Source organism: Massilia sp. LXY-5, assembly GCF_059801075.1.
This window is the reverse complement of the sequence record NZ_JBNNEH010000002.1, coordinates 359,061-385,030: the sequence shown is the minus strand read 5'-3', so window position 1 is coordinate 385,030 and position 25,970 is coordinate 359,061. Positions and strand designations below refer to the sequence as shown.

The window sequence follows — 25,970 nt, the reverse complement described above, 5'->3', positions numbered from 1 at the left end:
CGGCTAGCGCACGAGGTGGAATTGCTCGGCTTGCCGGTTATAGTCGGTTACTGCCTGTTTGATGTGTCGTGTCAGGGCGTCGCCGGTCATCGAGAACGGATACAGGCCAGCCTCGGCCCGCAGGCGCGCAAAATCGGGCGCGGCTTCCATGCGTTCGAAAGCGGCCACCCAGCGGCGGTAGTCGGCGTCCGATACGGCCGGCCCCATCCATACGCCGCGGATCAGGGGCCAGACGACGTCGATGCCCTGCTCGCGCGCGGTCGGCACGTCCTTCAGTACGCCGGGCAGGCGCTTCTCGGCCAGCACCGCGAGGATGCGCACGTTCCCGCCTGCGTACAGCCCGGCCTCGGAGGCGTCGCCCGAGACCACCTGCACGAAGCCCGCGCCCATGGCGGTGAAGCTTTCGCCGCCGCCCTCGAGGGCCACGAAGCGCAGCCGCTTCGGGTCGATACCGGCATGCTGCGCCAGCAGCGCCATCTTGACCCAGTCCTGGCTGCCGATGGTGCCCGAAACGGCGATCACCACTTTCTGCGGATCGCTCCGGATGGCGTCGAACAGTTCGCGCAGGGTGTGGTACGGCGAGTCGGCGCGCACGGCGATCATGCCGTAGTCGGCGCCGATGGCGGCGACCCAGCGCACGTCGCCCGCCTTGGCCTTGCCGAACTTGCCCTGCGCGAGATTGAGCAGCGAGCCGCCGGAAAAGGCGACCAGCGTGTCCGGCTCCGCGCGCCGCTGCGACACCAGCGTGTGCCAGGCGACGGCGCCGATTCCGCCCGGCATGTAGCTCAGCCTGACGCGCGGGCCGCCCGCCGTGGCGAGGGCCTTTTGCGCCAGCTTGCAGGTCAGGTCCATCGCCCCGCCCGGTTTCGACGGAACGATGCACTCGGCCTCGAACGCCTGCACCGGGAGGGCACAGGCGGCAAGGATCAGCGTCACGAACGTACGCATCATGGCTGCCTCGGGGCGGCTGGAGGTTTAGAAGCGGTGCTGGATGCCTGCGGTGACGCCGGTCTGCGAGGTGCCGAAACCGGCGTCGTCGCGCGACAGGCCCACCAGCTGGTTGTGCTTGCCGTTCACGTGGGCCGCCGCCAGGTACAGGTCGGTACGCTTGGACAGCGCATACATGCCGCGGGCGACATACATGGTCGGATCGGCGTCGGCATTGGCCGCCACGTTCTTGACGTTGACGTGGTAGACGGCGCCGGTCAGGGTGACCTTGCCGATGGTGTCGACGATGCCGCCCCAGTAGGTGTCGGCGCGCACGTCCGCGGTCGCTGCGCGGCCGGCTTCCAGCTTGTAGCCGCGCATGGCGGCGAAGTACTGGAAGTTGCCTGCCTTGTAGGTGCCGGCGACGTGGAAGACGCGGTTTTCGTCGCGGCGGCCGGTGGCGGCGACCGTGGTGCCGTTGACCTGCTCGAAGGCAGCCATCAGGCCCAGTCCACCGTGGTTCCAGGCCGTTGCGACGGCATATTTGCGCGCGTCGGCGCTGCTGCCCGGCTGTTCGCCCAGGCCGATGGTGGCGCCGTAGCTGAATTCGCCGGTGGTGCCGGAGTATTTGATGAGGTTATCGAAGGCGGTGGTCATGCCGTATTTCGACGGGCCGGTGGCGGCGCCCGAGGTGGCCCACGAGTAGTTCGGTGCAAAGCCCATCGGGTCGTACTTGATGACGAAGTCGTAGACCGTGGTGAACGAACGGCCGATGACGGCGCGGCCGTAGGCGCCTTCGAGGCCGACATAGGCCTGGCGCTTGAACAGCGCGCCGTCGGCGGCGCCGGTGTCCATCAGGATGCCGCCTTCGAGGCCGAAGACGGCCTTGGTGCCGTTACCCAGGTCTTCGCTGCCGCGGAATCCCCAGCGCGAGGTGTTCTTCCCGCCCGAGACCACTTTCACGACGCTGTCGCCGGCGGCGTTGGCGTGGTTCAGGTACTCGACGCCCGCGTCGATCAGGCCATAGACCTGGACGCTGGTTTGGGCGTGGGCGGTGCCACCGAGGGAAAGCGCTGCCAGGACGGCGAGCGAAAGCGCGGATTTTTTCATGCTATCTCCAAGATTGTCGTTATGTTTTTGACCTGCATGTTCACTATATGTGCGCTTTCCTTTCATTTCGCTTTCAACCGGCACCAGCCTGGTGCAATGCGTGGTGCATGTGCGGCGGGATGAGCGAGATGCTGGCCGCCGCGCGCGCTTTGCGCTTACACTTGGCGCCATGCGAATACTGTTAGTTGAAGACCATGTCGAGCTGTCGCACTGGGTATCGAAAGCCCTGCGCGACGCCAACCTCACCGTCGAATGCGCCGCCAACGGCGCCGATGCCGACGCCCTCCTGCACACCCAGGACTATGCGCTGGTGATCCTCGACCTGACCCTGCCGAAGATGGACGGGCTGGACGTGCTGCGCCGCCTGCGCGCACGCGGCGGCGCGCGCGGCAAGACGCCGGTGCTGATCCTGACCGCGCGCGGCGGGCTGGAGGAAAAGGTGCAGGGACTGAACCTGGGCGCGGACGACTACCTGCCCAAGCCCTTCGAACTGGCTGAGCTGGAAGCGCGCGTCAAGGCGCTGCTGCGGCGCAGCGTCGGCAACGAGGCGCTGGTGCACCAGTGCGGTGCGCTCAGCTTCGACACGGTGACGCGCATGTTCACCTATTGCGGCGAGCCGCTGGCGCTGACGCCGCGCGAACACGCGGTGCTGGAAACCCTGATCGCACGCCAGGGTCGCGCGGTGTCGAAGGAAAAGCTGTTCGACGAGGTGTTCGCGCTCGACGACGACGCCAACATCGACGCCATCGAGCTCTACATCCACCGGGTGCGCAAGAAGCTCGACAAGCGGCCGGAGGGCGGCGCCGCGATCGCCACGCTGCGCGGCATCGGCTACCTGCTGCAGCCGAAGAACGCGTCCTGACCCGATGCCGGCGTTCGCGGGTTTGAAACGCTTCGCCGGCGGCCACGCGCCGCTCGGCAGCCTGCGCGGCCAGCTGCTGCGCTGGCTGCTGGTGCCGCTGCTGGCGCTGGTCGCGGTCAACTCGGTCTCGCTCTACCGCGATGCGCTGGAGGCGGCCGACATCGCCTACGACCGCTCACTGCTGGCGTCCACGCGCGCGCTTGCCGAGCGGGTCTCGGTCCGCGACGGCAAGGTGGTGGCCGACGTGCCGTATGTGGCGCTCGACAGCTTCGAGACCGACACCCTGGGCCGCATCTTCTACCGCGTGACGGGCCTGCGCGGCGAGACCGTGTCGGGCTATGCCGATTTGCCGCCGGTGCCGGCGAATGTTCCCCGCTCCGAGCTGTATCCGGCGCTGGTGCGCTTCTACCAGGCCGATTACAACGGCGAGCCGGTGCGCATCGCCGCCCTGCTGCAGCCGGTCTACGACGATTCGATGCGCGGCATCGCGCTGATCCAGGTCGGCGAGACGCTCGACGCGCGGCGCGCGCTGTCGCGCCGCATCCTGCTGAACACCCTGGCGCGCCAGGCGGTGCTGGTGCTGGCGGTGGCGACCCTGGTCTGGTTTGCCGTGCGCCTGGTGCTGCAGCCGCTGATGCGCCTGAAGAACGAGGTCGAGACGCGGCCGCTGTCGGACCTGTCGAACGTCGACCAGGCGCTGGTGCACCGCGAGGTGCGGCCCCTGGTGGACGCGATGAACGGCGCGATGGGACGGCTGCAGCAGCTGATCGCCGGCCAGCGCCGCTTCATCGCCGACGCCTCGCACCAGCTGCGCACCCCGCTCACCGTCCTGAAAACCCAGGCCGAACTGGCGCTGCGCGAGAACGACCCGGTGGCGATGCGCGAGATCGTGCGCTCGATCGCCGCCACCACCGACTCCACCGTGCACCTGGCGAACCGCCTCCTGAGCGTGGCGCGCATCGAGCACGGCGGCGACAGCGCGGCGATGATGCCGGTCGCGCTGCCCGACGTGGTGCGCCAGGTCGGGCTGGAACTGGCCCTGCCGGCGGTGCAGAAATCGATCGACCTCTCGCTCGACGCGCCCGACGAGGCCTGGGTCAAGGGCCAGGCGCTGCTGCTGCACGAACTGGTGAGCAACCTGGTCGACAACGCGATCCGCTACACGCCGGTCGGCGGCACGGTGCTGCTGCGGGTGGCGCCGCAGGAGGATCAGGTGGTGCTGGAAGTGGCCGACAGCGGCCCCGGGGTCCCGGAGGCCGAGCGCGACAAGGTGTTCGCGCCCTTCTACCGCGCTGCGGCGGCGCTGGAAATCAATCCCGGCGGCACCGGACTGGGGCTGGCGATCGTGCGCGACATCGTGGCCCTGCACCGGGGCACGGTCAGCCTGGAGACGGCGGACGGTGGCGGCCTGAAAGTGCTGGTGGCGCTGCCGGCGGCACGTCCCTCGGCGGCCTGAGACGAGCCAGTGTAGCCCGTGAAAAAACTTTTACTCGTCGCCTGCGTAAGTCATTGATTCGTTAAGATTTGGAATCGGGGAAGCCGCTCCTAGTCGCACGAATTCAGGTCCCGGGTCGCGATGGCCAGATGCGTGGCGTCGATAAACTGGACCCCGGAAACCCAGTTCCCTGGCATTCCCTTACTTGGCTTGACGAGGGCTACATACGCGGCCTTCGATTTGAACAGCGCCGTCAGTTCCTGATGGACCGGCATCTTGGCGAAACGGCCGGGGTAATCGGCGGGCGCGATCTCCTCGTAGTCCTTGCGCAGCAGTGCCAACAGGCGGGCATGCGACTCGGGCGTATAGTCCAGCAAATACAGGGCGCTGATCAGGTGATCGTCCGCCGCCAGGGCCTGAAAGCCGAGGGCGGCCGCAGGCAGCTCTCCGGCAAACAGGCACAGCGGGGCGCTCAGCGCGACATGACTGATTGCCTTGGGCTTGCAGCTGTCTTCCTTCGTCTGTTCGAGGACCAGGGGCTGAAAGGACTTGATCAAGGCCAGGGTAGCCGCCCCGTTTTGAAGCTGAAGCAGGTCCTGCGGACAGCTTGGCGCAGCATGGGCACACAGGGCGAATGAAGAGATACTCAAGGTGAGCAGGAAGTGGCGCATCGAACTAGTTTCCTCGTGGAAAGTGACGAGTGTATAGCACCACTTATGCTGCGTCTATTGCAGGATAGCAACGCCATTACGCTACCGGATCAGCTTGACATAGGATCTGCTCCTCTATGGACCGGAAACCTTGCCGATCATCACGGTTGAGACACCGCAAGCGGCCTTGACGCCACACTCCTTGTGCGGCGCAGCGTGAGTAGAATGCCCGGATGAATTCGCCCAAGCTCTCCTCCATCCTGCGCGGCGCACCCGATGCGCTCTACGACGACGTCGAGCACGAGCTGCTCGCCCTCACCACCGCTTCGCTCGACGACGAGGACCGCGTGCCGCCCACCGTCGACGAATTCGCCACCGACTTCCTGCTCGAATGCAGGCAGCCGCCCTGTGCGGGCGGCCCTACCGTTTAACTCAGGGTCTCGAGCCTGATCCGGATCACCTTCCCGACCACCGAAGACAGTGCTTCGATGCGCTCGATGGCCGCATCGACCTTCTTCTCGCGCGTCTGGTGGGTGATCATGATGATGTCGGTGCGTTCGTCGCCGCGGTTACCCTTTTGCAGCACGGCATCGATCGAGATGCCGGCGTCGGCCAGGATGCGGGTCAGGTCGGCCATCACGCCGAGCTGGTCGTTCACATACACGCGCAGGTAGTAGCTGGTCGTGATGTCGGCCATCGGCAGGATGGACACGTCGGTCATCTCGTTCGGCTGGAAGGCCAGGTGCGGCACGCGGCAGTAGGGGTCGACCGTGGCCAGGCGGGTGACGTCGACCAGGTCGGCGATCACCGCGGATGCGGTCGGCTCGGAACCGGCGCCCTTGCCATAGTAGAGGGTCGAGCCGACGGCGTCGGCTTCGACCAGCACCGCGTTCATCGCGCCTTCGACGTTGGCGATCAGGCGGCTGGTCGGAATCAGGGTCGGGTGCACGCGCAGTTCGATGCCTTCGACGCCGTCGACCGTCGAGCGGCGCGTGATGCCGAGCAGCTTGATGCGGTAGCCGAGCTCCTCGGCGTAGCGGATGTCGTCGGCCTGCAGCGCGCTGATCCCCTCGACGTACGCCTTGTCGAACTGCACCGGGATGCCGAAGGCAATCGCCGACATGATCATGAGTTTATGCGCCGCATCCACGCCTTCGATGTCGAAGGTCGGGTCGGCCTCGGCGTAACCGAGTTCCTGCGCCTTTTTCAGCACCTCGGCGAAACCGAGGCCCTTGTCGCGCATCTCGGACAGGATGAAATTGGTGGTGCCGTTGATGATGCCGGCCACCGACTCGATGCGGTTCGCGGTCAGTCCTTCGCGCAGCGCCTTGATGATCGGGACGCCGCCGGCGACGGCCGCCTCGAAGGCCACCATCACGCCCTTGTCCTGGGCGGCGGCGAAAATCTCGTTGCCGTGCAGGGCCAGCAAGGCCTTGTTGGCCGTGACCACGTGCTTGCCGTTGGCAATCGCGCGCAGCACCAGTTCGCGCGGCAAGTCATAGCCGCCGATGAGTTCGACGACGATGTCGACATCCGGGCTGTCGACGACCAGGAAGGGATCGTCGACGATCTGGCAGGCGCCGTTGGTCACACGCGCCGCACGTTCAACGTTGCGGGCGGCAACCATGGTGATTTCGATGCCGCGGCCGGCGCGGCGCCGAATGTCTTCCTGGTTGCGTTGCAGCACGTTGAAGGTGCCGGCACCAACGGTGCCGATGCCGAGGAGGCCAACTTTGATGGGTTTCATGGTCAATCGATGTAAAGGGTTGTCAGCGCGCGTGGCGTCGTCGGTAACCGTCGAGGAAGCGGGCGATACGGCCACAGGCGTCCGTCAGGTCGTCGGAATTGGGCAGGAACACCAGCCGGAAGTGATCCGGCGAATGCCAGTTAAAGCCGGTGCCCTGCACCAGCAAAACCTTTTCCTCGCCCAGCAGTTCGCAAATGAACTGCTGGTCGTCGGCGATCGGATACATCGCCGGGTCCAGGCGCGGGAACATGTACAGCGCCGCTTTTGGCTTGACGCAGGACACCCCCGGAATATCGGTGAGCAGTTTATACGCGAGGTCGCGTTGTTTGAGCAGGCGCCCGCCCGGCCGCACCAGGTCGTCGATGCTCTGGTAGCCGCCGAGCGCGGTCTGGATCGCGAACTGGCCGGGGGCGTTCGCGCACAGGCGCATCGAGGCCAGCATGTTCAGGCCCTCGATATAGTCCTTCGCATGGCGCTTCTCGCCCGAGATCACCATCCAGCCGGCACGGTAGCCGCAGGAACGGTAGTTCTTCGACAGGCCGTTCAGGGTCACGAACAAAACATCATCAGCCAGCGCGGCGATCGAATCGTGCTGGTGGCCGTCGTACAGCACCTTGTCGTAGATTTCGTCGGCGTAGATGATCAGGCTGTGCTGGCGCGCCAGCTCGACGATCTCGAGCAGGATCTCGCGCGGGTACAGGGCGCCGGTCGGGTTGTTCGGGTTGATGACGACGATCGCGCGCGTGTTCGGCGTGATCTTCCTGCGCATGTCGGCGATGTCGGGCATCCAGTCGGCCTGCTCGTCGCAGACGTAGTGCACGGGCGCGCCGCCGGCCAGGCTGACGGCCGCCGTCCACAGCGGATAGTCAGGCGCCGGCACCAGCACTTCGTCGCCATTGTTCAGCAGGCCCTGCATCGCCATCACGATCAGTTCCGAGGCGCCGTTGCCGAGATAGATGTCGTCGATCTTGACGCCGGCAATCTTCTTCTGCTGGGTGTAGTGCATGACCGCCTTGCGCGGCGCGAACATGCCCTTCGAATCGGTATAGCCGGCCGCGCCGTGCATGTTGCGGATCATGTCCTGCATGATCTCGTCCGGCGGATCGAAACCGAACACGGCGAGGTTGCCGATGTTGAGCTTGATGATCTTGTGGCCGTCGTCTTCCATCTGGCGCGCCTGTTCCAGCGCCGGGCCGCGGATTTCGTAGCAGACGTCGTCGAGCTTGTTCGATTTCAGAATCGGTCGCAAATTGTCACCTTTTTTTCAACTACGTTTGCCCGCATGTTGCAGTGCGAAAAATACCATTCTGCCGAAAGCCACCGATTTAAGCAACCTTGGGGCCGCCCGGCAGGCCCTGAGCGCGCGCTCTACTGAATACCGGACGAAAAGCTTACAATGGCAAGCCGTCCCGCCAACAGTCACCGAACGATGAAACTCCATTCCGACAGCACCCAACAATACCAGACCGTCACCGGCTACGATGCCTCGGGCGTGGAAATCAATGCCCAGCGCTTCAACTACAGCCTGCTGGTGATGCCGGAGACCCCGCCCCGCCCGTGGGAAGTCACCCGTTTCGAGGACCTGCAGGCGGCCCATTTCGAGCAGATTGCTGCGGATGCACCGGACGTCGTCATCCTCGGCACCGGCGAGCGCCAGCGCTTCGTGCATCCGCGCCTGATCGCGGCCCTGTCCGCGCGCCACATCGGCGTCGAGTCGATGGACAGCCAGGCCGCCTGCCGCACCTATAACGTGCTGATGGGCGAAGGCCGCAAGGTCACGCTGGCCCTGATCATCGAAGGCGGCACCGCCGCATAATTTCCAAGCGGAAAAGTTTGCTCTATTGAATGGTTGCCTTTCGGCCCCATATTGGTGCAACTATTAACATATCGGCATGGCAGGGTGGCATCCGCCTCGATGGCCGATTATGATGAGAGAGTTGCAGGATGGTGAGTCCGATCCTGCCCTTACCTGTCCAGGAGAATCCCGTGGCCGTCAGCCCCAGCGCAGCAACTGTAGAGAACTTTTCCGCCGCTATGACCGGCGGCCAGACCTTCCAGCTCGGCGGGCGTCCGGCCAGATATACGGTGCTGTATTTCTACCCGAAGGACAATACGCCGGGCTGCACCACCGAGAGCATGGCCTTTCGCGACCATCACGATGCATTCCTGGCCGCCGGCACCGAAGTCTATGGCATCAGCCGCGATTCGCTGCGCTCGCACGAAGGCTTCAAATCCAAGCTGGGCCTGCCTTTCGAACTGATCTCCGATCCCGACGAACTGGTGTGCAACCAGTTCGGCGTCATGAAAAATAAGATGATGTATGGCAAACAAGTGCGGGGAGTCGAGCGCAGTACGTTTGTCGTTGACGCTTCCGGCCGATTGGTGAAAGAATGGCGTGGCGTGAAGGTCAATGATCACGTCGATGAAGTGCTGGAATTTGTGAAGAGCCAGCCTTGAAAAGGGTGGCTCCAGTTAACTAACTTTGCTGGACGAACCCCGTTATTTTGAGTCAACCGTTTTCACCTCAGCATCATTCCAATCCGGCTGCCTGCCACGCCACTACGGCCCTGGCCCCGCAGTTCAATGTAGCTCCCTGTATTCCACTTTATTTCCAAGTTGCATCTCCCGCCCGCCAGCGTGTCCACGACACCTGGCGCAAGGCGTCCTCCACTTTTTTAGATTGAGAACCTGATGCCACTACCAAAAATGCCCACTAAACCGGCCACCCTGCTGCCGGTAAACGAATACCCCAAAGCCCAACCCGGCAAGTCTCCCGTGCGCGCCGTTGCCGCAGCGCCGGTCGAAGCCGATCCCGTCGAAGACCTGATCAGCGGCAAAGCCGTCCCTGCCGCCAAGTCCACCCGCGCCCGCAAGGGCAAGGCCGCGCCGCTGGCCGCGGTGCCCACCCCGCAAGGCGAAACGGCAACCTGGCCGGCGCGCGCCGAGACCGGCACCGTCGCGAAGCTCAAGGAAACCGATATCGCCGAGCCGCATCCAGCCAAGCACAAGCCGGTCGAAGTCAACGTCAAGTCCTCGACCAGCCGCCGCGCCGACAAATCCGGCAGCACCAAGGTGTTCGTGCTCGACACCAACGTCCTGATGCACGACCCGACCAGCCTGTTCCGCTTCGAGGAACACGACGTCTACCTGCCGATGATGACGCTCGAGGAACTCGACGACCATAAAAAAGGCATGTCGGAAGTCGCGCGCAATGCCCGCCAGGTCTCGCGCACCCTGGACGCCCTGATCGCCAACGTCGACGACGACGCGATCGAGACCGGCATCGAACTGGCCAAGCTCGGCAACAAGGATGCAAAAGGCCGCCTGTTCTTCCAGACCAGGCTGCAGAATGGTCCCCTGCTGCCGGAAGGCCTGCCGGTCGGGAAAGCCGACAACCAGATCCTGGGCGTGGTGAAAGCGCTGGCGGCCGAGCAGCCGGAGCGCGCCATCGTGCTGGTGTCGAAAGACATCAACATGCGCATCAAGGCGCGCGCACTGGGCCTGCCGGCCGAGGACTATTTCAACGACCACGTGCTGGAAGACACCGATTTGCTGTACTCGGGCATCGTCCAGCTGCCGGACGATTTCTGGGACAAGCACAGCAAGAACGTGGAATCCTGGCAGGAAAACAAGAACGGCAATTCGACCACGTTCTACCGCGTCAACGGCCCGTTCGTCCCGAGCCTGCTGGTGAACCAGTTCGTCTACCTCGAGCCGACCGGCGCCGGCGAAACCTCGTTCTACGCGCAGGTCAAGGAAATCAACGGCAAGACCGCGGTATTGCAGGTGCTGCGCGATTTCAGCCATGCGAAGAACAGCGTCTGGGGCATCACCGCGCGCAACCGCGAGCAGAACTTCGCGCTGAACCTCCTCATGAATCCGGAGTGCGATTTCGTCACCCTGCTGGGCCAGGCCGGTACCGGTAAAACCCTGCTGGCCCTGGCGGCGGGCCTGGCGCAAGTGCTGGAAACCAAGCTCTACAACGAGATCATCGTCACCCGCGTGACGGTGCCGGTCGGCGAAGACATCGGCTTCCTGCCGGGTACCGAGGAAGAGAAGATGTCGCCGTGGATGGGCGCCTTCGACGACAACCTCGAAGTGCTGAACAAGTCCGACACCGACGCCGGCGACTGGGGCCGTGCGGCGACCCAGGACCTGATCCGCTCGCGCATCAAGATCAAGTCGCTCAACTTCATGCGCGGCCGCACCTTCGTGAACAAGTTCCTGATCATCGACGAGGCGCAGAACCTGACGCCGAAGCAGGTCAAGACCCTGGTCACGCGCGCCGGTCCGGGCACAAAGATCCTGTGTCTGGGTAATATCGCGCAGATCGATACGCCCTACCTGACCGAGGGATCCAGTGGCCTGACCTATGTGGTGGACCGCTTCAAGGGCTGGTCGCATAGCGGTCACGTGACCCTGGCGCGCGGCGAGCGTTCGCGCCTGGCGGATCACGCGAGCGACGTGCTTTAATTTTTTTCGCTTCCTCAAAACCTGCGCGCCGAAAGGCCCGCAGGTTTTTTTACGCCCGCTCGATTCATCGCTGCCCTGGTTTCGACTTGGGACCCCGACGTTACGCATCGGCCAACGATATGAATCCGGTTTCAGGATTTCGGCGCAATCGCCGGCTGGAACTCGCGCTCGCCCACCGGCTGGCGCGCCCCGGCAGGTACCGGCCGCGAAAAGAAGTATCCCTGCCCTTCGTCGCATCCCAGCGTCCTGAGCATCTGCATCTGCCTGCGGTTCTCGACACCCTCCGCCACCACACGCATGCCCAGCGCGTGCGCCATCGCGATCATCGAGGCGATCAGGGTGTCGCCCTCCGGATGCTCGATGCGCAGCACGAAGGCGCGGTCGATCTTGAGGACGTCGAAACGCAGCTTCTGCAGCTGGGACAGCGAGGAGTAGCCGGTGCCGAAGTCGTCGATGCAGAGCTTGATCCCCAGTTCGCGCAGCTGGCGGAACACCGCCACGGAGCCGATCCCCTCCTGCATCATCGACGACTCGGTCACCTCGATTTCCAGCAGGGCCGGGTCGATGCCATGGCGGGCGCTGGCGCTGCGGAACAGCGCCAGGATGTCGGACTGGCTGAACTGGAGCGGCGAGACGTTGACCGATACCGGCACCAGCGCCACCCCCTCGCGCGCCCAGGTTGCCAGCTGGGCGCAGACGCTGTCGAGCACCTGTTCGCCCAGCCGCACGATCAGGCCGGTTTCCTCGGCCAGCCCGATGAAGCGGTCGGGCCCGGTCAGCCCCTTGCCCGGCCGCTCCCAGCGCACCAGCGCCTCCATGCTCGAGGCCGTGCCCTCGGCCAGGTTCACGCGCGGCTGGTAATGCACCACGAACTGGTGCTGGTCGAGCGCGCGGCGCAGTTCCATTTCCGTTTCCAGGCGAGTGCGGATTGCCTCGAAAAAGCGCGATTCGAAGAAGCGGAAACTGCCCTTCCCTTCGGTCTTGACGGAGTACATCGCGATGTCCGCATGCTTGAGCAGGGTTTCGGCATCGTCGCCATGCTCCGGAAACAGGGCGATCCCGATCGAGGCGTTCAGTACATGGGTCGCGTGCTGCAGGTGGAAGCCGTCGCGGAACGATGCGAGCAGCCGGCCGGCGACGTGTTCGACGTCGTCGACGCCGCCCACGTGTTCCAGCACGACCACGAATTCGTCGCCGCCCAGGCGCACCACGTGGTCGCGCGGGCGCACCGCGATTTTCAGGCGCTTGCTGACGGTGCGCAGCAGCTCGTCGCCGGCCGCGTGGCCGAGCGCATCGTTGACGGTTTTAAAACCGTCGAGGTCGATGAACAGCACGGCCAGCCCGCGGGACTCCACCCGGGCCCGCTCGATCGCCTGCGGCAGGTATTGCTGGATCCAGTAGCGGTTCGGCAGGCCGGTCAGCTCGTCCGAATTGCTCCTGCGCTCGAGCTCGGTCATATGGGCCTTGGCCTGGCTGGTGTCGCGCAGGGTGAGCGCAACGTCTTCGCCGGCGCGCACCGCCTTGTGACGGATCCATTGCGCTTGCAGTTGCCGGTCCGGCCCCTGCCTGACCTCGATCTCGCTTTCCTGGCGGCCCGTCTCGAGTGCCTCGCACAGGCGCGCGCAGGCCTCCTCGAAGAGCTCGCCCTGGTAGAACTCCGATAAACGGTGGCCGATCAGTTGGCGCGACGCCTTGCCGAACATGTCGGCCCCGTGCTGGTTGCAGTCGACGATCTGGAAATCACGGACCCTGCCCTGCGGGTCGCGCAGCGGACGGTTGATGAAAAAGCCTTCGCCCGCGTCTTCGGTCGCCAGGCGGTAGCTGGAGCGGATGGTTTCGATCTGGTGCTGCTTCCACTTCGCGTGGGTGTAGAAGCTGGTGCCCAGCAGTGCGGCCAGCATCAGCCAGGCGGTGTTCCACCAGGCACCCAGCAGCTCCTCCTCGCGGTCGTGCCGGAACGCCTCCATGGCCGAGTACTCGTCCACGCCGACGAGTGCGATCAGCCCCAGGTCGGGCATCCGCTCCCAGCCGACGACGCGCGTGCGCCCGTCGGCGAACCAGCGCCGGCCCTCTAGCCGCGCCACGCCGCGCGCGGTATCGGAAGGCACAGGCGCCAGCAGGAAGGGCTTGTGGAAGGAGTGGACGACGCTGCCGCTACGGCTGGCCCGCATCACGCCATCATTGCCGAGCAGGCCGACGAAGCCGTAGCCGCGCAGGATGGGCTCGGCGTAGTGCTGGGTGAAGAAGGACGGCAGCACCGAGAGGAGCACGATGCCGTCGAAGCGTCCGTCAGGCGCGAGCAGCCGGCGCGAGAACGCGATGACCTCCTGCGGCGCGAGCCGGCTGTCGATCGGTGGGCCGACGTACAGGCGATCGGTGGTTGCGTGCTGCTGCGTGGTGAAATACGGCCTGTCGCCCACATAGGTGCCTGGCGCAGCCGGGTCCGAGCTGGTCAGTACAATCCCGTCGCGGACGATCAGTCCGACCGCGCCGATATATTGCTTCGAAAAGATGCCGGCCTCGATCGTGCCGGCCAGGTCGACACGATAGCCCGAGACGGCCCAGTCGTGGCGCAGCAGCAACAAGACGCGGTCGGTGTCGCCGATCGAGCGCCGCGTGCGGATCGCATAGCTGCGCGTGTAGGCGTCGACCTGCTGCGCCAGCTCGGCCTGGCGGTCACGCCGCTCGCCCTCGAGGTCGGACAGCACCCAGGCCCACAACGCGGCGCCGGCCGCGAGCGCGATCGCGGGCCACAACAGCACCAGCAAGAGCCGCCCGCGCAGGAAGGCGAGAAAGGGGCGCAGCGAGCCGAGCGCACCCGAACCGGCCGGGGTGGAGGACGGCGATGCCTTGTCGATACGCGATTCGATCCGAGCCATGTACGCTCCAGCGCGGCGTGTCGGCCGCGGACAGGATCAAAGAGTATCAGAGACGCGGCCGCCCATGCAGCGTGCATGAAAAAAGCCCGGCAGTGCCGGGCTTCGTCGCAAGCGAATGCGCAATTACATGATCTTGGTACCGATCCACCAGGCGACTGCGGACATGAAGGCGGCCGCCGGAATCGTGAACACCCAGGCCCAGACGATGCTGCCGGCCACGCCCCAGCGCACGGCCGAGGCCTTTTGCGCGGAACCCACGCCGACGATGGCGCCGGTGATGGTGTGCGTGGTCGAGACCGGGACGCCCCAGAAGCTCGCCATCAGCAGCGTCATCGCGCCGCCGGTTTCGGCGCAGAAGCCGCCGACCGGTTTCAGCTTGGTGATCTTCTGGCCCATGGTTTTCACGATGCGCCAGCCGCCGAACAGCGTTCCGAAGCTGATCGCCGCATAGCAGGAGATGATGACCCAGGCCGGCGGATGGGCGTCGTTGACGCTGACGTAGCCGGCGGCGATCAGCAGCATCCAGATGATGCCCATCGTCTTTTGCGCGTCATTGCCGCCGTGGCCGAGCGAGTAGCCGGCGGCGGAAATCAGCTGCAGGCGGCGGAACCAGACGTCGACTTTGCGCGGCGTCGATTTCACGAAGATCCACGAGACCAGCAGCATCATGATCGAGCCGAGGATGAAGCCGAGCAGCGGTGCGACGACGATGAACACCACGGTCTTGATCAGGCCCGCCGAGACCAGCGCGCCGGTGCCGGTCTTGGCCACCGCGGCGCCGACCAGGCCGCCGATCAGGGCGTGCGAGGAGGAGGACGGGATACCGTAATACCAGGTGATGACGTTCCAGACGATGGCCCCGACGAGTGCGCCGAAGATCACGTAATGGTCGACGATGCTGGGGTCGATGATGCCCTTGCCGATGGTTTGCGCCACCTTCATGTTGACGACGAAAATCGCCACGAAGTTGAAGAAGGCTGCCATCGCCACGGCCGACTGCGGTTTCAGCACGCCGGTCGACACGACGGTCGCGATCGCGTTCGCCGAATCGTGGAAACCGTTCATGAAGTCGAAAACCAGTGCGAGCAGCACCAGCAAACCCAGCACGTAAATGCTGATGTGAAGAGAATTCATAGTTATTCTTCTTGTACGAGCGCGTTACGCGTTTTCGACGATGATGCCTTCGATGATGTTCGCCACGTCTTCGCAGCGGTCGGTGACGGTCTCGAGGATCTCGTAGATCGCCTTCATCTTGATCAGGTTGCGCACGTCCGGCTCGTCGCGGAACAGTTTGCTCATGGCGGCGCGCATCACGTGGTCGGCGTCCGATTCGAGACGGTCGATCTCTTCGCAGATGGCGACGATCTTCTGGGCATTGCCCATGTCGTGCAGCAGGCCGACGGCTTGCTGGACCTTCTCGCAGCAGGCCAGGCACAGCTCGGCCAGGCGCTTCGCTTCCGGGGTGACGGCGTGCAGGTCGTACAGGGAGACGGTCTGGGCCGCGTCTTCCATCATGTCGAGGATGTCATCCATGCGCGTGATGAGCTTGTGGATGTCGTCGCGGTCGATCGGGGTGATGAAGGTCTTGTGCAGCAGGTCGACGGTGGCGTAGGTAACTTTGTCCGCCTGCTTTTCGATGCTCTCGACGGCATGCGTGCGGTTTTCCAGGTCGTCGAAGTTGGCCATCAGGCCGACCATCTCGTGCGCACCCTTCACGCACAGCGCAGCGTGCTGGTTAAACAAATCAAAAAACTTGCCCTCGGTGGGCATGAGGCGTCCAAACATTAAAGGTTCTCCGTGTAAAAACTCTTGGGACTGCGAGGAACCGCCGCGGGCCTATTCGCACGCGCCGGCAACGCAATATCGGCTTAATCGCCCTGGTAGACGGCGAGGTTACCGCTGTAGTTACCAAACTTGGTGTACTGGCCGATCCAGGTCAGGCGGATCGCGCCGATCGGACCGTTACGCTGCTTGCCGATGATGATCTCGGCGGTACCTTTATCGGGCGAGTCGGGATTGTAGACCTCGTCGCGATACAGGAAGATGATCACGTCCGCATCCTGCTCGATTGCGCCCGATTCGCGCAAGTCGGACATCACGGGACGCTTGTTGGGGCGCTGTTCCAGCGAGCGGTTCAGCTGCGACAGCGCGATGACGGGACAATGCAGTTCTTTCGCCAGGCCCTTCAGGGAACGCGAGATCTCCGAGATCTCGGCCGCCCGGTTGTCGCCCGGCTGGCTGCCCTGCATCAGCTGCAGGTAGTCGACGATGATCAGGCCGAGCTTGCCACACTGACGGGCAAGGCGGCGCGCGCGTGCGCGCATCTCGATCGGGTTCAGCGCCGGCGTCTCGTCGATATACAGCTGGGCGTCGTTCATCTTCTGGATGGCGTGCGTCAGGCGCGGCCAATCCTCGTCGTTCAGGCGGCCGGTACGCAGGCGGTGCTGGTCGAGCTGGCCGACCGAACCGAGCATACGCATGGCCAGCTGGGCGCCGCCCATTTCCATCGAGAACACGGCCACCGGCAGGCCCGCTTCGATCGCGACGTTCTCGCCGATGTTCACGGAGAAGGCGGTCTTGCCCATCGATGGACGGCCGGCCACGATGACGAGGTCGCCCGGCTGCAGGCCCGAGGTCATGCGGTCGAGGTCGATGAAGCCGGTCGGCACGCCGGTGATCTCGCCCTGGTTTTCGCGCGAATACAGTTCGTCGATGCGCTCGACCACCTGGGTCAGCAGCGGCTGGATCGGATTCCAGCCCTGGGCCCCCCGGGCGCCGGACTCGGCAATGGCGAAAATCTTCGATTCCGCCTCGTCAAGCATCTGCTTGACTTCCTTGCCTTGCGGATTGAACGCATTGCCGGAAATTTCGTCGGCGACCGTGATCAGTTTGCGCAGGATGCCGCGGTCGCGCACGATCTCGGCGTAGCGGCGGATGTTGGCGGCGGAGGGCGTGTTCTGCGCCATCGCATTCAGGTATTGCAGGCCGCCCACGTCCTCGGCCTTGCCGAGCGAGACCATGGCCTCGTAGACGGTGATCACGTCGGCCGGCTTGCCGCTGTTAATCAGGCGCACCATCTGTTCGAAGATGATGCGGTGGTCATAGCGGTAAAAGTCGTCCGCGTGCATGAAGTCGGCAATGCGGTCCCAGGCCGCATTGTCGCGCAGCAGGCCGCCGATGACGGACTGCTCTGCTTCGATGGAATGCGGGGGAATGCGCAGCGATTCGATCTGCGGATCTGCGGGGGTATTCATGGCGGGCATTATACCTCCTCCGTCATACCGCTGAAATAATTGGGGAGAATCTGGCAATAAAAAAGCCGGGCAAGCCCGGCTTTTTCTTTTAAACAACAGCGTGCTGCGTGCTGTGCTTAGGCAGCTTCGCCCACGACAGCGATCGTGATTTCCACGACGACGTCGGTGTGCAGCGCGACGGCAACCGGGTGCTCGCCGGTGGTCTTCAGCGGGCCGGTCGGCAGGCGCACTTGCGCCTTTTCGACTGCGAAACCTTGCTTGCTCAGGGCTTCGGCGATGTCGAAGTTGGTGACCGAACCGAACAGACGACCGTCGACGCCGGCTTTCTGGGCGATGCTGATGGTCATGCCGTTCAGCTTTTCGCCTTGGGCTTGCGAAGCGTTCAGCTTTTCAGCAGCAGCTTTTTCCAGCTCGGCGCGCTTGGCTTCGAACTCGGCCTTGGCCGATTCGGTGGCGCGGCGGGCCATCTTTTGCGGGATCAGGAAGTTACGTGCGTAACCGTCCTTGACCTTGACCACGTCGCCCAGGTTGCCGACGTTAACAACTTTTTCCAAAAGGATAACTTGCATATTTTTCTCCAGGATATTCTGATCTGTACGACGGGATTAACCGTGGTGCAGGTCGGTGTACGGCAGCAGCGCGAGGTAGCGTGCGCGCTTGATCGCGGTGTCGACCTGGCGCTGGTAGTGCGCCTTGGTGCCGGTCAGACGTGCAGGCATGATCTTGCCGTTTTCCTGGACGAAGTCCTTCAGGGTGTCGACGTCTTTGTAATCGACCTGTTCCACGTTTGCAGCGGTGAAGCGGCAGAACTTCTTGCGCTTGAACAGCGGGTTCTGCTGTTTGCGCTTGAGTTTTTCTTTGGCTTTGTTTTTGTCGAACTTTTTACCGAATGCCATTTGAGGCTCCTGTATCTAAATGGTGGCCGCTAGTCTTAAGCGGCGGCACTAAAATCAATGATGTGAAACACCAGGGCTTTACTGTTGCGATTCTTCCTGGCCAAAAATCCCGTGAACTGGTGTGCGGCGCCCAGTTCTGCGCTGGCGAAGCGGCCCGAAATTTCTCCCGCGGCGAACGCGGCAATTTCGAACTCGACCAGCCTGTCCACCCCTGCCTCGACCTGCTGCGAACTGTGCATCAGGATTGCCGAGACGACCGGCACGCCGGCGGGGGTATAGCGCAGTACGTCGCGTTCAGCAATCGTCGCGACGACTTGTAACTGGTTCACTGCGAGTTCACGATTCCTGGCAAGAAAAATTTAGGCAGCAGCTGGGGCCGGGGCTGCAGCGGCCGCTGGGGCTTCTGCGCGGTGGCTCTTGGCTGCGTCTTCGCGCTGGACCGACTTCATCATTGGCGATGGAGCGGTTTCAGCTTTCTTCATCTTCACGGTCAGGTGACGCAGCACGGCATCATTGAACTTGAATGCGGTTTCCAGCTCGACCAGGGTCTCGTTGTCGCACTCGATGTTCATGCAGATGTAGTGTGCCTTCGGCAGCTTCTGGATCTGGTAAGCCATCTGACGACGGCCCCAGTCTTCGACGCGATGGATGTTACCGCCGCGTGCGGTGACGCTGGCCTTGTAACGCTCGATCATCGCCGGGACTTGCTCGCTTTGGTCCGGGTGGACGATAAAAACGATTTCATAATGACGCATGCAACACTCCTTGAGGACGTTTAAACAAATGCCCACCTCGGCGTCAAGACGAGTGTGGGAAGGGAAAGCCGGCAATTATAACGCGGATGGCATGAAGGCGCAATCTCCCGCCGGCGTCGCCCCGGCGCGACACCTTGCTCGACAGGAAATGTTAAAAAATGAGGATTTCCCTTGCATTCGCCGAAATACTGTACAAAAATACAGTCTGAATCATTAACCTGTGGCAGATCCATGCTCAAGCTCACTGCAAGGCAACAACAGATCCTTGAACTGATCAAGGAAGCGATCGACAACACCGGCTTCCCGCCGACCCGTGCCGAGATCGCGAAAGAATTGGGCTTCAAATCGGCCAACGCCGCTGAAGAACACCTGCAGGCCCTGGCCCGCAAAGGCGCGATCGAGATCGTCTCGGGCACCTCGCGCGGCATCCGCCTGATCGGCGCTTCCCTGCCCGATCCGGTGCCGACCGTACCGGCCGCCCTGCTGATGTCGCTGCCGCTGGTCGGCCGCGTCGCTGCGGGCTCGCCGATCCTGGCACAGGAACACGTCGAAGCCACTTACAACGTCGACCCCGCCATGTTCGGCGCGCGTCCCGATTTCCTGCTGAAGGTGCGCGGCTGGTCGATGCGCGACGCCGGCATCATGGATGGCGATTTCCTCGCCGTCAAAAAGATCGACAGCGCCAAGAACGGCCAGATCGTCGTGGCCCGCATCGGCGAAGACGTCACCGTCAAGCGCTACCGCAAGACCGGCGAGACCATCGAACTGCTGCCGGAAAATCCGGACTTCAAGGTCATCCGCGTGGAGCCGGGCGACGATTTCGCGCTCGAGGGCCTGGCGGTGGGATTGATGCGCAGCTGGCATTAAGCGCGGCTGGGTATGAAAAAGCCGCTGACGCGGCTTTTTTAACGTCGGCGTTATTTGTTGGCCTGGCTATAGTTGTGCTTTCGCGCCTCGATGTCGCGCGCGCGCTCGGCCGAAGGACCGCCCTCGATGATGGCGTTGTGCTCCTTCACATAGGCCCCTGTCGCGCTGCGCCAGGCTGCGACATCGGCCAGCACCAGCTTGGCCGCGACTTTCGCCTCTTCCGACAGGTTCTCCTGCACCTGGGTAAGATGGGTTTGCGCGCGCTCCGTCTCGGCGGCATTCATCAGCTTCACGATGTCTGCCGGAATGCGCTTTACCAGCGGCGAGGCTGCATTCAGGTTTTCCACGAAACCGTTGTAGCAGCTCTGCCAGCTTGCAATGGCTGCCGATACGCGATCGATCTCGTCGCTCTGCTTCGATATCGCGGGAATGCGCGGTGCGGGACAAGCATATTTCCCGGTTTTCAAGTCGCTACCGTCGTAGCCGCTTAACCAATAATCGATGTCGGCCCGCCGTTCCGTGCGCTGTTGCATGACGACGAGCGAGCTGGCCGCCACCGCATTGCCTTTCGCAGCGGCTTTACGGAACCATGCCTGGGCCTTGGCCTCATCCACGACGCCGGCTTCGCCGTACCAGTACATCTGGCCCAGGTGTTGCTGTGCATCGGCATTGCCGGCATTTGCCAGCCTGGTGTACAAGGTCAGGGCTTCCGTATAGCGCTTCTGCTCGAACAGCGTGTTGGCGGAAGCGAGATCGTTGGCGGCAGCAGCGGGAAGGCTGACAAACAGGAAGGCAGCGTACAGAAGTTTTTTCATGGCGGTAACGAAATGAGCAGGGCCCATCATACTGCGAGAAGGGCCGCCACTCAAAGGATCACTTGCCGGTCGTGATGCGCGTGTTCGTGCTTCCATGCAAACGCATCTCGTTGTCGCGCACGTTCCGAATCGTGTCCAGTTCCAGCTGACGCTTGCGCCGCAGGTTCTCCTCTTTCACGAATGCCTGGGTCGACTTCTCCCAGGCGTCGCGCTGGGCTAACGTCGCGTCGGCTTGTGTTTGGGCATCGAGGATGATCTTGCGGTAGGTCGGCTCGATATGGGCACGCACGCGCTCGAACTCCGCGGGGCTCATCATGTCGAGGACGTCTTGCGGGATCACTTTGCCCGGTGGCATCGCGGAATTGAAGTTACTGACGAAGCCGTTGTAGCAGGTCTGCCATGTTGCAACAGCTGCGCGGGTGGCCTCGATCTCCTCATTGGTCTTCGACAGGACGGGAATCGCCGGCGCTGGGCAGGCGAATTTTCCCGAGCGTAGCTCTTCACCACGATATTCGCTCATCCAGTAAGCGATTTCCTTCTCGCGGGTCTTGCGCCGTTCGAGGATAGCCAGCGATTCCTTTGCGTCGGGGACGCCTGCCGCCGCGGCTTTGCCGATCCATTCGCGGGCAGCGTTCAGATCTTGCGCCGTACCGTCGCCATACCAGTACATCTCGCCAAGGCGGAATTGGGCTTCGGAATTACCGGCGCGCGCGGCCTTGGTAAACAGCGGCAGGGCCTTCGCATAATCCTTGGCTGCCAGCAGGCGATTCGCGTCAGCGAGATCGTCTGCGCTTGCACTAAGGCACACGAAAAGTAAGGAGAGTACATAACGGCGCATGGAATCGTCCTGTCGGAAATATTGTAGGCCGATCATAAAACCGTAATGTTTTAAAGGCAACGCATTCTGCGTGCACATGCGTTGCATTTTTACATCATACGTCCAGTGCGACGCGGAAATCCTCCAGCAAATCGTCGGCATCCTCGATGCCCACCGATACCCGGATCAGCGACTCGGCAATGCCCATGCTGGCACGGCGCTCGGCACCCATCTCGAAGAAAATCGTGTGCGCGACCGGAATCACCAGCGTGCGCGTGTCGCCGAGGTTGCTTGCGGGGATCGCCAGGTTCAGGCGGTTCAGGTAATCGAAAGGATCGATATCCGCGCGCAGCTCGAAGCTGAGCAGCGATCCGGCGGCGCGGAACAGCTCGGTGCTGAGGCCGTGTTGCGGATGCGAGGGCAGGCCCGGATAGTGGACGGCCGAGACCCGTTCATCGGCTTCGAGCATCTGCGCCAGCGCCAGCGCATTCGCGCAGGTGCGCTCCATGCGCAAGGCCAGCGTTTCCGCGCCGACCGCGATGTGGTGCGCCGCTTCCGGCCCGAGGGCGGCGCCGAAATCGCGCAGGGCCTTCGCGCGCAGCTGGGCCATGCCCTGGGCGGCGGGCGGCTGCTTGCGGAAATTCGCCGCGATATTCGGGAAGGCGCTCCAGTCGAACAGGCCGGTGTCGGTCAGCGCGCCGCCGAGCGCGATGCCATGGCCGGCGATCGACTTGGTCAGCGAATTGACGACCAGCCCCGCCCCCACCGCTTTCGGGCGGAACAAATACGGCGTGGTCATGGTGTTGTCGACCACGTACAGGATGCCGCGCGCGCGGCACAGCTCGCCGATACGGGCCAGGTCCGCCACCTGGGTACGCGGATTGGCGATGGTCTCGACGAACACCAGGCGCGTATTTTCCTTCAGCACCGCCTCGACATTGGCCACATCGGTCGCGTCGACGAAATCGACCGCGACGCCCTGCCCCGCGACCGTCTGCCACAGGCTGTTGGTGTTCCCGAACAGGAAGCTCGACGAGACGATGTGGTCGCCTTCTTTCAGCAGCGCCTGGAACAGCGCGCCGATGGCCGCCATGCCGGTGCCGAAGCACAGCGACGACACCCCGTCTTCCATCTTCGTGATCTTGTCTTCCAGCGCGGACACCGTCGGGTTGCCCTGGCGACCGTAGCGGAAGCCCGGCTCCTTGCCCTGGAATACGGACGCCAGCTGGCGCGCATCGTTATAGCCGAATGCGACCGAGGTGTGGATGGGTTTGTGCAGCGAGCCCTGCTCGATCGCCTTGCGGCGGTCGTTGTGCAGGATCGTGGTCGTGAAACCGTAGTGTTTTTTTTCGCTCATGGCAGTGCAGGTGAATTATTCGGCGGGGACCGCTGGATTCAGGTTCAGCTGGGTACGCACCACGTCTTCCTGCGAGACACCCTTGCCGCCGTTATGGCGCGCAGTCTCCAGGTTGTCGAGGTAGGCCGGGGTCACGTCGCCGGTCACGTAGACGCCGTCGAAGCACGAGGCCTCGAAATTGGTCAGCGCCGGATTCACGTCCGAGATCGACCGCTTCAGGGCATCGATATCCTGGTAGACCAGGCGGTCGGCGGTGATCTCCTCGCACACTTCCTCGACGGTGCGGCCGTAGGCGATCAGCTCGTCGCGGGTCGGCATGTCGATGCCGTAGACGTTCGGGAACAGCACCGGCGGCGCGGCCGAAGCGAAGAACACTTTGCGGGCGCCCGCTTCGCGCGCCATCTGCACGATCTCGCGGCTGGTGGTGCCGCGCACGATCGAGTCGTCGACCAGCAGCACGTTCTTGCCCTTGAACTCGGAGCCGATGGCGTTCAGTTTCTGGCGCACGGATTTCTTGCGCATCCCTTGCCCAGGCATGATGAAGGTACGGCCGATGTAGCGGTTTTTAATGAAACCTTCGCGGTATTCGACGCCGAGCTTCAGGGCCAGCTGGATCGCCGCCGGACGCGAGGAATCGGGAATCGGCATCACGACGTCGATGTCCTCGACCGGGATCTCCTTGCGGATCTTGTCGGCCAGGTATTCGCCCATCTTCAGGCGGGTGGCGTAGACCGAGGCACCGTCGATCACCGAATCCGGACGTGCCAGGTAGACGTACTCGAAGGCGCAGGGATTGAGCGACGGGTTTTCGGCGCACTGGCGCTCATGCAACAAGCCATCCTCGCCGATGAACACGGCTTCACCCGGGGCGATGTCGCGAACGAAGCGGAAACCGATGCCCTCCAGCGCCACCGATTCGCTGGCAACCATGTATTCGGTGCCGTTCTCGCCCTCGTTCATGCCCAGGCACAGCGGACGGATGCCGTACGGGTCGCGGAAGGCGAGCATGCCGTGGCCGGCGATCTGGGCCACGACGGCATAAGCGCCGCGCACGCGGCGGTGCACAACCCCCACCGCCTTGAACACGGCTTCGGCGTCGAGCGAATAGCCGTTGGCCGCTTCCTGGATCTCGTGGGCCAGCACGTTGAGCAGCACTTCCGAGTCGGAATTGGTATTGATGTGGCGGCGGTCGTTGCGGAACAGCGCCTCCTTCAGCTCGGCCTGGTTGGTCAGGTTGCCGTTGTGGGCCAGGGTGATGCCGAAGGGCGCGTTCACGTAGAAGGGCTGGGCTTCTTCCTCGCTCGACGAGCCGGCGGTCGGGTAGCGGCAGTGGCCGATACCGGTATTGCCCTGCAGCGAACGCATGTTACGGGTGCGGAACACGTCGCGCACGAGGCCATTCGCCTTGTACATCGAGAACATGCTGCTGTGATTGGTTGCAATGCCCGCCGCGTCCTGGCCGCGGTGCTGCAACAGCAGCAATGCGTCATACAACAACTGGTTGACGGGGGTTTGCGAGACGACGCCGACGATGCCACACATGGTGCGCTCCTAAGAACTGAATGCTGTTACGGAAGAATGCAAAACGAAGATTTCAAAACGACTGTTCAAAAATTCAGGTGCTGCGCCAGCGCAGCGGGGAGAAAGGGCTTGACGGTGCGCGCGCCGGCTTCGGCCAGGGGGGACAACAGCGCGTCTTTCCAGAATGTTTGTTGGGGAATGGCGGTCATGGAACACAATATGACGGCGGCCAGCACGATTACAATCCCGCGCGCCAGGCCGAACAGGCCGCCGAGGCCGCGGTCCGCCAGGCTCAGGCCGGCGGCGTCGATCAGCGCGCCGATGGCCAGGGACAGCAGGCCCATCAGGATGCGCACGCCCAGGAACAGGGCCACGAAGGCCACGATGAGGCGCGCCGTATCGCCCGGTATCATACCCGGCAACAGCGTCGCGAGGCGCGCGCCATACGCATTGGCCACGACAAAGGCGACGATCCAGCCCGTCAGGGACAGGATTTCTTTCACTAGACCACGCATGGTGCTGATCACGACCGAGGCTAGCAGCACGAACAAGACCAGGTAATCGAAAATCGTCACAGTCGGCAAGTGCGGGCCACGCGCATCAGATCGGTACCAGGAAACCGCCCAGGCCCAGCGAGCCCAGCTTTGCCTTGGTCCTGTCGGCCTCTTCGCGGCTGCCGAATGGACCGACTTGCACCTTGATCAGGGCGCCGGACTTTTTGGTAAACGAGCTGATGCCGCCGGAACGCAGGCGGGCCTGCAGTTCGTCGACCTTTTCCTGGGTCCCCAGGGCCGCCACCTGCACCACGAAGCGCTCGGATTTCTCCTCGGCCTTCTCATGTTTCTCGACGGGTTTCGAAGCTGGCTTGCCTTCGAGCAGCGCCAGCGCACGGGCCGCTTCGCTGTCTTTCGGTTTCGGGGTGGCCGGCTTCTCTTCCAGCTTTTTCACGGCCGGTTTTTCCACCGGCTTTTCAATCGCTTTTTCGGCGACCTTGCGTTCGGCCGCCTTCGGCTCCGGCTTGTGTTCGACCGGCTTCGGTTCGCTCTTGTGCTCGACGACCTTTGGCTCGGGCTTGACCGGCTTGGGCTCGGGTTCGCTACGCGCGCGCGTCGTTTCCTTATCGGTCGACACCGTTTTCACGGCAGGCGGCTCGACGGCGGCAGGACGGGGCTTCGATGGCGCAAGCGGCGGCGGCGCGATGATTTCCTCGTCCTTGTCGACGCTGTCGGCGGCCGGCACCGGCGACGCCGGCATCGGCAGCGCGGGCGCTTTTTCTTTCGAAGGAATCTGGATGGCGATGTCGCCGCCCAAGGGGCGCGGCTCGGAATCAAGCAGCATCGGCAAGCCGACGGCGGCGGCCAGCGCCAGGGCGACTGCGCCTACCAGGCGGCGCCGCGCGCGCTTTTTTTCCGGCAACATCGGATCGCCACCGCTGCGGCTGCGGCGCGAACCGCCCTGCCCGCTTTCGTTCGCGGTGTTGGCGTGACTCGCGCGCTTGGCGCGGGCGCGCTCGGCGAAATCGTCATCGTCGCGGGAAAAACGGCCACTGTCCTGGGCGGCGCTTTCTTGCTTGTTTTTACCAAAAATCGAGAACAAGCCCATGCG

Annotated in this window: 26 protein-coding genes; 7 read left to right on the top strand and 19 right to left on the bottom strand. The window is 63.6% G+C overall.

All coding sequences use genetic code 11. The features are described 5' to 3' along the window. Positions 1–3: 3 nt before the first annotated feature. Together ACI48I_RS05195 and ACI48I_RS05190 are read right to left on the bottom strand one after the other, a co-directional pair. Entirely contained in the window at positions 4–951 is a 948-nt protein-coding gene (locus tag ACI48I_RS05195) for a Bug family tripartite tricarboxylate transporter substrate binding protein (protein WP_193684883.1), read from the bottom strand. A gap of 24 nt (positions 952–975) precedes the next feature. Continuing rightward, positions 976–2,037: a porin gene (locus ACI48I_RS05190; protein WP_193684882.1), complete on the bottom strand. Its 1,062-nt coding sequence runs from the start codon at positions 2,035–2,037 to the stop codon at positions 976–978. Positions 2,038–2,206: 169 nt separating this feature from the next. On the opposite strand from ACI48I_RS05190, the gene ACI48I_RS05185 reads away from it, so the two are divergent. Both ACI48I_RS05185 and ACI48I_RS05180 read left to right on the top strand, forming a co-directional pair. Next, positions 2,207–2,899, top strand: a complete 693-nt coding sequence (locus ACI48I_RS05185; RefSeq protein ID WP_193684881.1) for a response regulator — start codon at positions 2,207–2,209, stop codon at positions 2,897–2,899. Between the two features lie 4 nt (positions 2,900–2,903). Continuing rightward, positions 2,904–4,355: a sensor histidine kinase gene (locus ACI48I_RS05180; protein WP_193684880.1), complete on the top strand. Its 1,452-nt coding sequence runs from the start codon at positions 2,904–2,906 to the stop codon at positions 4,353–4,355. An 89-nt stretch (positions 4,356–4,444) separates the two neighbouring features. On the opposite strand, the gene ACI48I_RS05175 is transcribed toward ACI48I_RS05180, so the two are convergent. Next, complete coding sequence (locus tag ACI48I_RS05175; protein ID WP_193684879.1) at positions 4,445–5,005, bottom strand: hypothetical protein; 561 nt, start codon at positions 5,003–5,005, stop codon at positions 4,445–4,447. A gap of 212 nt (positions 5,006–5,217) precedes the next feature. Here ACI48I_RS05175 and ACI48I_RS05170 point away from each other — a divergent pair, with 212 nt between their 5' ends. Then, positions 5,218–5,415, top strand: a complete 198-nt coding sequence (locus ACI48I_RS05170; protein WP_498573531.1) for a hypothetical protein — start codon at positions 5,218–5,220, stop codon at positions 5,413–5,415. Here ACI48I_RS05170 and ACI48I_RS05165 read toward each other — a convergent pair. Both ACI48I_RS05165 and ACI48I_RS05160 read right to left on the bottom strand, forming a co-directional pair. Next, positions 5,412–6,731, bottom strand: a complete 1,320-nt coding sequence (locus tag ACI48I_RS05165; protein ID WP_498573530.1) for a homoserine dehydrogenase — start codon at positions 6,729–6,731, stop codon at positions 5,412–5,414. The genes ACI48I_RS05170 and ACI48I_RS05165 overlap by 4 nt on opposite strands. 22 nt (positions 6,732–6,753) lie before the next feature. Then, positions 6,754–7,980 (bottom strand): pyridoxal phosphate-dependent aminotransferase, encoded by a 1,227-nt coding sequence (locus tag ACI48I_RS05160; RefSeq protein WP_193684876.1) that lies wholly within the window; start codon positions 7,978–7,980, stop codon positions 6,754–6,756. 180 nt (positions 7,981–8,160) lie between these two features. Between ACI48I_RS05160 and ACI48I_RS05155 the strand changes: the two genes are divergently transcribed. The 3 genes from ACI48I_RS05155 to ACI48I_RS05145 all read left to right on the top strand — a co-directional run bounded on the left by ACI48I_RS05155 (position 8,161) and on the right by ACI48I_RS05145 (position 11,204). Continuing rightward, positions 8,161–8,547, top strand: coding sequence for an Mth938-like domain-containing protein (locus ACI48I_RS05155; protein WP_193684875.1), 387 nt, complete (start codon positions 8,161–8,163; stop codon positions 8,545–8,547). Positions 8,548–8,717: 170 nt separating this feature from the next. Further along, positions 8,718–9,188: a peroxiredoxin gene (locus tag ACI48I_RS05150; RefSeq protein WP_498573529.1), complete on the top strand. Its 471-nt coding sequence runs from the start codon at positions 8,718–8,720 to the stop codon at positions 9,186–9,188. Between the two features lie 234 nt (positions 9,189–9,422). Then, complete coding sequence (locus tag ACI48I_RS05145; protein ID WP_193684873.1) at positions 9,423–11,204, top strand: PhoH family protein; 1,782 nt, start codon at positions 9,423–9,425, stop codon at positions 11,202–11,204. A 131-nt stretch (positions 11,205–11,335) separates the two neighbouring features. Here the strand turns inward: ACI48I_RS05145 and ACI48I_RS05140 are convergent, their stop codons facing one another. From ACI48I_RS05140 to rpsF, 8 genes are all read right to left on the bottom strand, one after another. Further along, positions 11,336–14,083, bottom strand: coding sequence for a bifunctional diguanylate cyclase/phosphodiesterase (locus ACI48I_RS05140; protein WP_498573528.1), 2,748 nt, complete (start codon positions 14,081–14,083; stop codon positions 11,336–11,338). A gap of 123 nt (positions 14,084–14,206) precedes the next feature. Next, positions 14,207–15,217: an inorganic phosphate transporter gene (locus ACI48I_RS05135; protein WP_193684871.1), complete on the bottom strand. Its 1,011-nt coding sequence runs from the start codon at positions 15,215–15,217 to the stop codon at positions 14,207–14,209. A 24-nt stretch (positions 15,218–15,241) separates the two neighbouring features. Continuing rightward, positions 15,242–15,868: a DUF47 domain-containing protein gene (locus tag ACI48I_RS05130; RefSeq protein WP_193684870.1), complete on the bottom strand. Its 627-nt coding sequence runs from the start codon at positions 15,866–15,868 to the stop codon at positions 15,242–15,244. Between the two features lie 83 nt (positions 15,869–15,951). Then, a complete protein-coding gene (locus tag ACI48I_RS05125; protein ID WP_056336142.1) occupies positions 15,952–17,337 on the bottom strand; it encodes a replicative DNA helicase in 1,386 nt (461 codons plus the stop codon). A gap of 116 nt (positions 17,338–17,453) precedes the next feature. Beyond that, positions 17,454–17,906: a 50S ribosomal protein L9 gene (gene rplI / locus ACI48I_RS05120; protein WP_193684869.1), complete on the bottom strand. Its 453-nt coding sequence runs from the start codon at positions 17,904–17,906 to the stop codon at positions 17,454–17,456. 36 nt (positions 17,907–17,942) lie between these two features. After that, positions 17,943–18,233 (bottom strand): 30S ribosomal protein S18, encoded by a 291-nt coding sequence (gene rpsR, locus ACI48I_RS05115; RefSeq protein ID WP_091874943.1) that lies wholly within the window; start codon positions 18,231–18,233, stop codon positions 17,943–17,945. Positions 18,234–18,268: 35 nt separating this feature from the next. After that, the gene (priB, locus tag ACI48I_RS05110; protein ID WP_193684868.1) at positions 18,269–18,562 is read right to left on the bottom strand and encodes a primosomal replication protein N; all 294 of its coding nucleotides are present in this window, start codon (positions 18,560–18,562) and stop codon (positions 18,269–18,271) included. A 30-nt stretch (positions 18,563–18,592) separates the two neighbouring features. After that, a complete protein-coding gene (gene rpsF, locus ACI48I_RS05105) occupies positions 18,593–18,988 on the bottom strand; it encodes a 30S ribosomal protein S6 (RefSeq protein WP_193684867.1) in 396 nt (131 codons plus the stop codon). Positions 18,989–19,219: 231 nt separating this feature from the next. Here rpsF and lexA point away from each other — a divergent pair, with 231 nt between their 5' ends. Then, on the top strand, positions 19,220–19,855 hold the full coding sequence (gene lexA, locus ACI48I_RS05100) for a transcriptional repressor LexA (RefSeq protein WP_498573527.1): 636 nt from the start codon (positions 19,220–19,222) through the stop codon (positions 19,853–19,855). Positions 19,856–19,905: 50 nt separating this feature from the next. On the opposite strand, the gene ACI48I_RS05095 is transcribed toward lexA, so the two are convergent. The 6 genes from ACI48I_RS05095 to ACI48I_RS05070 form a co-directional block, all read right to left on the bottom strand. Beyond that, the gene (locus tag ACI48I_RS05095) at positions 19,906–20,766 is read right to left on the bottom strand and encodes a sel1 repeat family protein (RefSeq protein ID WP_498573526.1); all 861 of its coding nucleotides are present in this window, start codon (positions 20,764–20,766) and stop codon (positions 19,906–19,908) included. Further along, on the bottom strand, positions 20,729–21,595 hold the full coding sequence (locus ACI48I_RS05090; protein ID WP_227496387.1) for a tetratricopeptide repeat protein: 867 nt from the start codon (positions 21,593–21,595) through the stop codon (positions 20,729–20,731). Before ACI48I_RS05090 ends, ACI48I_RS05095 begins: the two co-directional genes overlap by 38 nt. Positions 21,596–21,602: 7 nt before the next feature. Beyond that, positions 21,603–22,844 carry a cystathionine gamma-synthase family protein gene (locus ACI48I_RS05085; protein ID WP_498573525.1) on the bottom strand — a complete coding sequence of 414 codons (1,242 nt, stop codon included), beginning with the start codon at positions 22,842–22,844 and terminating at the stop codon, positions 21,603–21,605. A 15-nt stretch (positions 22,845–22,859) separates the two neighbouring features. Next, a complete protein-coding gene (gene purF, locus ACI48I_RS05080) occupies positions 22,860–24,386 on the bottom strand; it encodes an amidophosphoribosyltransferase (protein WP_498573524.1) in 1,527 nt (508 codons plus the stop codon). A gap of 65 nt (positions 24,387–24,451) precedes the next feature. After that, a complete protein-coding gene (locus tag ACI48I_RS05075) occupies positions 24,452–24,940 on the bottom strand; it encodes a CvpA family protein (RefSeq protein ID WP_498573967.1) in 489 nt (162 codons plus the stop codon). A 25-nt stretch (positions 24,941–24,965) separates the two neighbouring features. Next, complete coding sequence (locus tag ACI48I_RS05070; protein ID WP_498573523.1) at positions 24,966–25,967, bottom strand: SPOR domain-containing protein; 1,002 nt, start codon at positions 25,965–25,967, stop codon at positions 24,966–24,968. Between the last annotated feature and the right edge of the window lie 3 nt (positions 25,968–25,970).

Coding starts and splice junctions, on each gene's coding strand:
- purF (WP_498573524.1), bottom strand. CDS start 24,386: ATGTGTGGCATCGTCGGCGTCGTCTCGCAAACCCCCGTCAACCAGTTG.
- rpsF (WP_193684867.1), bottom strand. CDS start 18,988: ATGCGTCATTATGAAATCGTTTTTATCGTCCACCCGGACCAAAGCGAG.
- ACI48I_RS05095 (WP_498573526.1), bottom strand. CDS start 20,766: ATGGAAGCACGAACACGCGCATCACGACCGGCAAGTGATCCTTTGAGT.
- ACI48I_RS05180 (WP_193684880.1), top strand. CDS start 2,904: ATGCCGGCGTTCGCGGGTTTGAAACGCTTCGCCGGCGGCCACGCGCCG.
- rpsR (WP_091874943.1), bottom strand. CDS start 18,233: ATGGCATTCGGTAAAAAGTTCGACAAAAACAAAGCCAAAGAAAAACTC.
- ACI48I_RS05085 (WP_498573525.1), bottom strand. CDS start 22,844: ATGAGCGAAAAAAAACACTACGGTTTCACGACCACGATCCTGCACAAC.
- ACI48I_RS05135 (WP_193684871.1), bottom strand. CDS start 15,217: ATGAATTCTCTTCACATCAGCATTTACGTGCTGGGTTTGCTGGTGCTG.
- ACI48I_RS05190 (WP_193684882.1), bottom strand. CDS start 2,037: ATGAAAAAATCCGCGCTTTCGCTCGCCGTCCTGGCAGCGCTTTCCCTC.
- ACI48I_RS05140 (WP_498573528.1), bottom strand. CDS start 14,083: ATGGCTCGGATCGAATCGCGTATCGACAAGGCATCGCCGTCCTCCACC.
- ACI48I_RS05155 (WP_193684875.1), top strand. CDS start 8,161: ATGAAACTCCATTCCGACAGCACCCAACAATACCAGACCGTCACCGGC.
- ACI48I_RS05185 (WP_193684881.1), top strand. CDS start 2,207: ATGCGAATACTGTTAGTTGAAGACCATGTCGAGCTGTCGCACTGGGTA.
- ACI48I_RS05170 (WP_498573531.1), top strand. CDS start 5,218: ATGAATTCGCCCAAGCTCTCCTCCATCCTGCGCGGCGCACCCGATGCG.
- ACI48I_RS05175 (WP_193684879.1), bottom strand. CDS start 5,005: ATGCGCCACTTCCTGCTCACCTTGAGTATCTCTTCATTCGCCCTGTGT.
- ACI48I_RS05145 (WP_193684873.1), top strand. CDS start 9,423: ATGCCACTACCAAAAATGCCCACTAAACCGGCCACCCTGCTGCCGGTA.
- ACI48I_RS05125 (WP_056336142.1), bottom strand. CDS start 17,337: ATGAATACCCCCGCAGATCCGCAGATCGAATCGCTGCGCATTCCCCCG.
- ACI48I_RS05195 (WP_193684883.1), bottom strand. CDS start 951: ATGATGCGTACGTTCGTGACGCTGATCCTTGCCGCCTGTGCCCTCCCG.
- ACI48I_RS05090 (WP_227496387.1), bottom strand. CDS start 21,595: ATGCAACGCATGTGCACGCAGAATGCGTTGCCTTTAAAACATTACGGT.
- ACI48I_RS05070 (WP_498573523.1), bottom strand. CDS start 25,967: ATGGGCTTGTTCTCGATTTTTGGTAAAAACAAGCAAGAAAGCGCCGCC.
- lexA (WP_498573527.1), top strand. CDS start 19,220: ATGCTCAAGCTCACTGCAAGGCAACAACAGATCCTTGAACTGATCAAG.
- ACI48I_RS05165 (WP_498573530.1), bottom strand. CDS start 6,731: ATGAAACCCATCAAAGTTGGCCTCCTCGGCATCGGCACCGTTGGTGCC.
- ACI48I_RS05130 (WP_193684870.1), bottom strand. CDS start 15,868: ATGTTTGGACGCCTCATGCCCACCGAGGGCAAGTTTTTTGATTTGTTT.
- rplI (WP_193684869.1), bottom strand. CDS start 17,906: ATGCAAGTTATCCTTTTGGAAAAAGTTGTTAACGTCGGCAACCTGGGC.